Source organism: Neobacillus niacini NBRC 15566, from assembly GCF_001591505.1.
GTDB classification, from domain to species: Bacteria; Bacillota; Bacilli; order Bacillales; family Cytobacillaceae; genus Neobacillus; species Neobacillus niacini.
Map to the genome: position 1 here is coordinate 23,065 of NZ_BCVA01000056.1, position 8,954 is coordinate 32,018.

The 8,954-nt window shown below is 37.6% G+C and carries 5 protein-coding genes and 1 tRNA gene; all 6 read right to left on the minus strand.

What is annotated here, in order from left to right; translation table 11 throughout:
- Nucleotides 1-37: 37 nt before the first annotated feature.
- The 6 genes from BANA01_RS25550 to BANA01_RS25580 all read right to left on the minus strand — a co-directional run bounded on the left by BANA01_RS25550 (nt 38) and on the right by BANA01_RS25580 (nt 8,946).
- Complete coding sequence (locus tag BANA01_RS25550; protein WP_034673543.1) at nt 38-2,431, minus strand: glycogen/starch/alpha-glucan phosphorylase; 2,394 nt, start codon at nt 2,429-2,431, stop codon at nt 38-40.
- The gene (gene glgA, locus BANA01_RS25555) at nt 2,421-3,869 is read right to left on the minus strand and encodes a glycogen synthase GlgA (RefSeq protein ID WP_034673548.1); all 1,449 of its coding nucleotides are present in this window, start codon (nt 3,867-3,869) and stop codon (nt 2,421-2,423) included. Before glgA ends, BANA01_RS25550 begins: the two co-directional genes overlap by 11 nt.
- Complete coding sequence (locus tag BANA01_RS25560; protein ID WP_034673551.1) at nt 3,866-4,897, minus strand: GlgC family sugar phosphate nucleotidyltransferase; 1,032 nt, start codon at nt 4,895-4,897, stop codon at nt 3,866-3,868. Before BANA01_RS25560 ends, glgA begins: the two co-directional genes overlap by 4 nt.
- Nucleotides 4,898-4,913: 16 nt before the next feature.
- The gene (locus tag BANA01_RS25565) at nt 4,914-6,062 is read right to left on the minus strand and encodes a glucose-1-phosphate adenylyltransferase (RefSeq protein WP_034673554.1); all 1,149 of its coding nucleotides are present in this window, start codon (nt 6,060-6,062) and stop codon (nt 4,914-4,916) included.
- Complete coding sequence (gene glgB / locus BANA01_RS25570) at nt 6,004-7,950, minus strand: 1,4-alpha-glucan branching protein GlgB (RefSeq protein WP_034673560.1); 1,947 nt, start codon at nt 7,948-7,950, stop codon at nt 6,004-6,006. The genes BANA01_RS25565 and glgB overlap by 59 nt, the downstream gene beginning before the upstream one ends.
- A gap of 924 nt (nt 7,951-8,874) precedes the next feature.
- Nucleotides 8,875-8,946, minus strand: a tRNA-Glu gene (locus BANA01_RS25580).
- Between the last annotated feature and the right edge of the window lie 8 nt (nt 8,947-8,954).

Sequence of the window (8,954 nt, forward strand, 5' to 3'; positions counted from 1 at the left end):
ATAAAAGCATCTGCTATTTAACAGCAGATGCTTTTTATTATAGAGGCTTAATTCCCCAAATATGGTCCGCATACTCTTTGATTGTCCGATCGCTTGAAAAATAACCTGCGTGAGCAATATTAACCAGACACTTCTTTTGCCAGACTTGCTGGTCCCTAAAGGTCTCACCAATTAACTTTTGAGTGTCCGCATAGGAAGCAAAATCCTTTAGTACAAAGTATTGGTCATTTTCCTCCAGCAATGAGTCAAAAATCGGTTCAAATTCGTTATAAACACCAGGGAAAAATCCATTTACGAGCTGGTCAACAGCTTGGCGGATACGGCTGTCATGGTGATAATATTCAATCGATTGATAGCCTCCATGCTGGTAAAAGTGTAGGACCTCATCCGCAGAAAGTCCGAAGGTAAAGATGTTCTCATCTCCGACCAATTCATGAATTTCAATATTTGCCCCATCCATTGTTCCTACTGTAAGTGCCCCATTAATCATAAACTTCATGTTACCAGTACCGGAGGCTTCTTTACTCGCTGTAGAAATTTGTTCACTTAAATCAGCTGCCGGAAAGACTTTTTCTGCGAGCGAAACGCGATAATTTTCAAGAAAAACCACTTTCATTTTATCGCCTATAAATGGGTCATTGTTAACCTTTTCTGCTACCGTATTAATGAGCTTAATAATTTTCTTTGCATAGTAATAACCAGGCGACGCCTTGGCACCAAAAATGAATACTCTTGGAACCATAGAAAAACTAGAATCCTCTTTAATTCGATTATAAAGATACATGATATGTAATACCTTTAGAAGCTGTCTTTTATAGGCATGCAGGCGCTTTACTTGCACATCAAAGATAGCAGAGGAGTCCACAACAATCCCATTCTTACTCTGGATTACTTCAGCAAGTCGTTCCTTATTATCCCTTTTTATTTTCAATAGCTGTTCCATGAAGGATGAATCATGTTGATAGTTTAGCAATTGAATTAAGTCCGCAGGTGATTGAGTCCATGAAGAACCAATCGAATCAGTAATTAGGTTTGATAATTTTGGATTCCCTTTCAGCAGCCAGCGGCGATGGGCAATTCCATTCGTTTTATTATTAAATTTCTCTGGAAACAATTGATAAAATTGATTCATTTCACGAGTCTTTAGAATTTCTGTATGGAGCTTTGCAACCCCGTTAACACTAAAGCTCCCCACTATAGCTAAATGAGCCATTTTTACAAATCCATCTGCGATGATTGCGAGCCGTGCAATCTTATCCCAATCTCCTGTGTATTTATCCCACAAATCTCCGCAAAACCGTTCATTTATTTCTTCTACAATCATATAAATTCGTGGTAATAACGGCTGAAAAATCCGAATTGGCCATTTTTCCAATGCTTCAGATAAGGTCGTATGGTTTGTATAGGAAATCGTATGCCTTGTTATATACCAGGCAAGATCCCAATCAAATCCTTCCTCATCAATTAAGATTCTCATTAGTTCAGGGATTGCTAAAACTGGGTGGGTATCATTAATATGGATGCAGACATGTTGGTGAAGTTCCTTCAAGTTTCCGTGTTGTTTTCGATACGTTTTGATGATGGACTGAATACTTGCAGATACTAAAAAATATTGCTGCTTTAGCCGCAGTATTTTCCCTTCATCATGTGTATCATCCGGGTATAGGAATTCTGAGACTAATTCTGTTTCCCGTTTGTACTTTAAAATGTCTTCATGAATAGGGAATTGAGATGGCTCTGCATTCCATAATCTTAGTGTATTAACTGTTTCAGAGTTATATCCAATAACAGGCATATCATGTGGGACTGCAGTAACGGATTCTGCATTCAAATGTTGAAACACTAGACGGCCATTCTCTGTTCTTCCTTCCACCTTACCCCAAAAAGGTATTTTAACCGCTAAGTCAGCCTTGCGAACTTCCCAAACATTCCCGCTTCTGAGCCATTGCTCCGGAAGTTCGACTTGATATCCATCGACAATCTTCTGTTCAAATAGTCCATGTTTATAGCGGATTCCATGACCGTGTCCGGGGAGATTTAGGGATGCAAGAGAGTCAAGAAAACAAGCGGCTAATCTACCTAAGCCGCCATTTCCCAATCCTGCATCACTTTCTAATTCCTCTAGGTTACTTAAATCGATACCAAGTTCTCTAAGACCAACTTGTACTGTTTCTTCGATTCCCAAATTAATTAGATTTTGCCTAAGGAGCTTTCCTAATAAATATTCTATTGAAAGATAATAGACTTGTTTTCCCTTTGCAGCAAGGTACCGTTCATTGGTTTTAATCCAATCATGGCTAACAAATTCACGAATCATAATACCAAGTGTTTGATAATGATCACGCTCTGAGCTTTCTGAAAAGCTCTTACCGCATACCATATTCAACCTCTTTAAAAAAGTATCCTTAAACTCTGTTGTATTAGAAAACATGGGTTTCACTCCTCGAGATCAGCTCTGCATACAGCTGATTATACTTAAATGCAGACTGGGCCCAGCTATTATCTTTTTTCATTGCTTTTTGAACGATTGTTTCCCACTCGGGATCATGATAAAAGCGTAATGCCCTTCTAATCGTATATAACATGTCATGGGCATTAAAATTCTTAAAAGAAAAACCATTTCCCTCATTGGTAGCTTCATTCCAAGATTGTACAGTATCATTTAGCCCGCCTGTTTCACGTACAATTGGTACCGCACCGTATCTCATAGCGATTAATTGACCAAGACCACATGGTTCAAATAAGGATGGCATTAGAAACAGGTCTGCCGCAGCATATAGCTTGTGAGCAAGTCCCTCACTAAAACCGATGTGAACCTTTAATTTGTCTGGATAAGAGCTTGCTGCATGGCGTAAATACTCCTCATAAGCATAGTCCCCTGTCCCTAGAACCACCATTTGAATATCTTCATGAAGAATATCATTTAGAACACACTTAACGAGATCTAATCCCTTTTGTTTTGTCAGCCGAGTAATCATCACCATTAGCGGTGTATTCGGTTTTTGTGGCAGCCCAAAGAATTTTTGGACTTCACTTTTATTTATTGCTTTACCTTCAAGATTATTACTGTTGTACGTTTTATAGATTAGGGAATCATCGGCAGGATTATAGAATTTATCATCGATACCATTTACAATCCCAACAAGATCTTCTTCTCTTGTTCTTAAGAGACCGTCCAATTTCTCACCATATACAGGCGTTTGGATTTCTTGTTTATAGGTTGGGCTCACTGTTGTAATTTCGTCAGCTGCTACAAGAGCACCCTTCATGAAATTAATACAGCCAAAGAATTCTAAATTTTCAGGGTTAAATGCTCCCCAATCTAATCCCAGCAAGTCAGAAAGCGCCTCTCTTGGGAAAATTCCTTGAAATTGTAAATTATGGATAGTGAAAACCGTACGAATAAGTCCGTAGCCTTTTCGCTTGTAATACTCCATTCTTAATAAAAAAGGAATCATAGCTGTATGCCAATCATGGCAATGCAGTACATCTGGATAAAAATCAAGATGTTCCAGCGCTTCCAACACAGCTCGATTAAAATAAGCGAATCTCTCGCCATCATCATAATAGCCATAAAATCCTTCGCGTTTAAAATAATACTCATTATCAACAAAGTAATAGGTTACTCCCTCATAGGAAAGCTCTTCTATACCGCAATATTGATTTCTCCAGCCAACAGGTACAGTAAATTCTTTAATTTTTACCATATCCGCCTTAAATTCATCGGCAATAGTACCATATTTAGGCATGATAACTCGTACATCCGTACCAAGACTTTTTAATTCCTTAGGCAGGGAGCCTGCAACGTCTGCTAGCCCCCCAGATTTCGCAAATGGTCCACATTCTGATACTGCAAATAATACTTTCACGATTTCATCAGAGCTCCTTGTTTAGTTCCTTTCCGTACAACATAAGGATCCCTGGCAGTACCTGTTAGAATTGTGCCCGCCTCTACCTTTACGTCTTTGTCTAAAATAACGGAATCCAGGTAGCAATTATCTTCAATTACACATTTTTGCATGATAATGCAATTCTTAATAACTGCCCCTTTACCAATTTTAACGCCCCTGGAGATAATACTATTTTCAACTGAGCCATTTATTAAGCAGCCATTCGCAATCATGGCATTTTGGACAGTCGAGCCCTTTAAATAACGTGTTGGCGGCTCATCTTTTACCTTTGTCAGGATGGGGTGTTCTTTTATAAACAATTGCTTCCAGACATCGGAATTTAATAAATTTAAACTAGTAGAAAAATAGTTTTGAATAGAATTGATCATTTCCGCATATCCGGAATATTCATAGCGGCAAATGGAGTAGAAATGTTCAGAGTCTAAAACGACATCTTTCATGCATGTATACCCAGTTTCGTTTCGTGTTTCAATTAATTTAACAAGTAAAGAGGTCTTCACTAAATACATCTTCATAGGAGTCCCATTTTCATGGAAGATTTCGGTAATATCACACCCTGAATGCATATGCCATTCTAACAATGGTGCAAAATCCATATTGAAAACGGTATAACAATTGGTAATTAAAGAGTACTCTTGAGAACTGCGGTAAAAGAAATCCAAGTTTGCTGCAAAGTTTTCAAAAGAACCAATTTTATTTATATCTGAATCAACCACGGGAGTTGGAAAAAAGAAAAGTCCATCACGTTTGCGATTTAAATCCCAATTCTTCCCCGATCCAAGGTGATCCATTAACGAACGATACATCATTTTAGGAAAGATGGCTACACTTTGAATTCCTGAATTCACCATATTAGAAAGTACAAAATCGATTATACGATAACGTCCTGCAAAAGGCAGGGCTGCGAGTGAGCGATGGGTCAAAAGCTCTTCTAAATCATCATGGTATGTGGTGGCGTCAATAACACCTAATAATTTTCTTTGCAATACAAGTCCCTCCCGTTTATTTAAAAGCAGGATATATCCCACTTAACATTTCTTCTGTAACAAGAATAATTTCATCATCAAATGAACGTATTACGGTTCCATCTGGAATAACAGCGTCACTTGGAACGATCGCTTTTTCAATCTTAACGTTCTCACCAATTACAGCATCTGGCATGATTACAGATTCCTTTATAATGGATCCTTTACCAACACTAACCCCTTGAAATAAAACAGAATTATCAATTTCTCCTTCAATGGTACAGCCTTCATTAATTAGTGACTCCTTAACTATTGCTTCAGGAGAGATATACTGAGGGGGTTGATTAGGATTGACAGAATAGATTCTCCAATCGTGATCAAATAGATCTAAATCACATTCGTCATTTAATAGATCCATATTTGCTTCCCAAAGACTCTTGACTGTACCAACATCTTTCCAATAGCCTTTAAAAGGATAGGCATATAACTTCTTATTTTCATCTAATAAAGTTGGAATGATGTCTTTACCAAAATCGTGGGAGGATTTACTATTTCTAGCGTCCATCTCAAGATAATCCTTCAGTATATTCCAGCTAAAAATATAAATGCCCATCGAAGCTAGATTATTCTTTGGCTCTGCTGGCTTCTCCTCAAACTCTGTTATTCTTAAATCCTCGTTTGTATTCATAATCCCAAAACGGCTTGCTTCCGCCCAAGGAACTTCAATTAAAGAAATCGTTACATCAGCTCGTTTTTCTATGTGATACTCAAGCATGCTTTCATAGTTCATTTTGTAAATATGATCACCTGAGAGAATTAATACATATTCAGGCTGGTATTGTTTTAAATAATTTAGGTTTTGATAAATAGCACTCGCAGTTCCGGTATACCATTTTACCTCAGAAGTCTCAGCATATGGAGGTAAAACCGTTACGCCCCCATCTTTTCGGTCAAGGTCCCAAGCACTGCCAATACCTATATACGAGTTTAATAGCAACGGTTGATATTGAGTTAAGACTCCGACTGTATCAATACCTGAATTAGCACAATTGCTTAATGGAAAATCAATGATTCTGTACTTTCCTCCAAAAGGAACAGCAGGCTTTGCCAAATCCTTCGTAAGTGAGTTAAGTCTGCTTCCTTTCCCTCCTGCCAATAGCATTGCCACGCACTTTTTCTTTCCCATTACCTTTTCTCTCCTTTCGTTTTTTCACCGGTCGAATGATCTGAAAGCCAAAAGGCGGTATCGTCACATTAACGGAATATGGTCTTCCATGAAATGGCTCTTCTACAGCCATAAATGTTTTTTTATTAATAAAGCCAGCACCGCCAAAGTCTGCATCGTCACTATTAAATATTTCACGAAACTCGCCTTGAGCAGGTACACCAATCTTATATTCCGGATAGTGTATACCCGTAAAATTGCAAATAATAACCAAATAATCATTTTCGGCTTTTCCTTTTCGAATAAACGAGAAGACCGATTGGCTATAGTTATTACAATCAATCCATTCAAAACCTTCATGCATATGGTCTAGTTCATACATCGCTTTAGATCGTTTATAGAGTTTTGTTAATTGTTTAACATATTGATTTACATTCTGGTGCATTTCATAATCTAACAGGTTCCAATCTAACTGTTCTTTGTCTTTCCATTCTGAAAACTGACCCAGTTCAAATCCCATAAATAAAAGATTCTTTCCAGGATGAGCGAACATATATCCTAGAAGCATGCGCAGCTGTGCGAACTTTTCCCAATAATCACCCGGCATTTTATCTAACAGTGACTTTTTACCATGGACAACTTCATCATGTGAAAATGGGAGCATAAAGTTTTCTGAAAAGGCATAAAGAAGCGAAAAAGTTACTTTAGTATGAACACTTGAGCGTGCAAATGGAGGAGTTTCCATATATTTCAAAATGTCATTCATCCAGCCCATATTCCATTTATAATCGAAGCCTAATCCACCATAATGGACCGGTGCAGTAACATTAGGGAAATCTGTTGAATCCTCTCCAATCATGACAAAAGTTGGATCGTACTGATGAACTTCTATATTCAATTTTTTTAGAAAGTCTATCCCAAATGGGTTTTCAAGGTTTTCAACTGAATTCGGCCAATATATGATGTTTGCAACGGCGTCCATCCTAAACCCATCAATATGGAAGTAATCTATCCAAAAGAATGCATTTGAGATGAGGAAACTTTGCACCTCTCCTTTTCCAAGGTCAAAGTTTGCTGTACCCCAAACATGATTTTCCCTGTCACTTTCTGTTTCGTAAGAATAAATATGTGAACCATCAAAACGGTATAAACCATGTGAATCCTTACAAAAGTGCCCCGGCACCCAATCAAGTATTACGCCAATTCCATTCAGATGACATTGATCTACAAAGTACATGAAGTCCTTTGGTGTGCCGTAGCGGGAGGTTGCTGAAAAGTATCCAGTACCCTGATATCCCCAAGATCCGTCAAAGGGGTGCTCGATAAGAGGTAATAATTCAATATGTGTAAATCCATGTTCAAGCACATAAGGTATGAGTTCTTCAGCCATTTCCTTATATGTTAAAAAATCACCATTCTCATGTTTTTTCCATGAACCAAAATGCACCTCATAAATGATCTGTGGTTCAGATAAGAAGTTTCTTTTTTGCTTTCGGTGCATCCAATGATTATCCTGCCATTCGTAATTTCTCAAAGAATAAACGATGGAAGCGGTATTTGGCCGCAGTTCAGAATAAAATGCATATGGATCCGATTTTAAAAGTCTTTCATTTTGTGCTGTAATTATTTCATACTTATAGAGGCAGCCATTCAGGTCCTGATTAATGACAATAATCCATACACCTTCATTGTTTACCCTATGTAAATCGTAACCTTCTCCATTCCAGTTATTGAAATTTCCGACCAGCCTCACTTTGTTAGCGTTAGGAGCCCACACACAAAATCGCGTATATACTTTGTCTGATTCTTTAAAGACGTGTGCTCCGAACAGCTGGTGACTTTGAAAAAGGTTCCCCTCATGAAATAAATGCAACTGATAGTCTGTTGGATATAACGTATTCACTGCCATTATTAACCTCATCCTTGTGAAAATGTATTTCAAGGGTTAATTATAAGTGCAAATTACAAATAAGCCTTGTAAAACTTTTTTATCTTTTCTGACAATAAAATATACAGACCGTCATTTTCCTGTTTTTTTCAACACCTTTCGACAAGAACTAGCAAGAAATCCTTCATTAATCGACAAAAATATATAAAGTTTTTTTTATTTTTTGAGTAAAAAATATTATTTGATTTATAAGAAACTTTGCCAAGTAAAAGTGCTAAATATGCAGTGAGTGTAAGCGTTATCAAGGTTTTTCCTAGGAGCAAAGAAAAGAAAAATATTATCCTAAAATAGTAATTAACCATGAAAATGCCTCCCTAGATGTAGAACAAGCTATTCGCATTTTAAAGGATTGTTTTGTTTGTTTTTCTTATATAACACCGGGATTTGGGTAGGGCAAAATGTAGATGATTGGCACAATTAAATCTTAAGCAGCATGATATCTTAAAGGTAAGGGAACGAGCAATTTGATTACGGAGAGGTTTGGGCAATGAAGGCCATTAGAACTAACAGGTTTAAGATCCTGGGCAGTAATACAAACAATAGAACAGATTGGCTCACATTACGGGATAACAGCACAGGACAGCCTTGAATCCAGCCTATATTACCAGGTGGATTTGATCACCTATTATAAAGAGGTTTAAGCAATGGATCAGAACAAATAGTAGAACAAATAGTGATAGAAAGAAAGAGGCAGGATTTAATTCATCCTGATAACACAGTGGATCAAATGCTGTCTATCTTGGTATAAGAAATAAGTGAAGTTGCTACAGCACTGAATGAAGGAACTAACCTAGAAGAATAACTTATTCACAGTGCTGCCGTGATTTGTCTGATAAAAATAAGCACAAAAAAACTGATGATAAGTTTATCATCAGCCTTTTTGTATGACCCCTACGGGATTCGAACCCGTGTTACCGCCGTGAAAGGGCGGTGTCTTAACCGCTTGACCAAGGGGCCAAATAATT

Bases quoted from the DNA above. Each gene is read 5' to 3' on its own strand.
- BANA01_RS25565 (WP_034673554.1), bottom strand. From the start codon at position 6,062: ATGGGAAAGAAAAAGTGCGTGGCAATGCTATTGGCAGGAGGGAAAGGA.
- glgB (WP_034673560.1), bottom strand. From the start codon at position 7,950: ATGGCAGTGAATACGTTATATCCAACAGACTATCAGTTGCATTTATTT.
- BANA01_RS25550 (WP_034673543.1), bottom strand. From the start codon at position 2,431: ATGTTTTCTAATACAACAGAGTTTAAGGATACTTTTTTAAAGAGGTTG.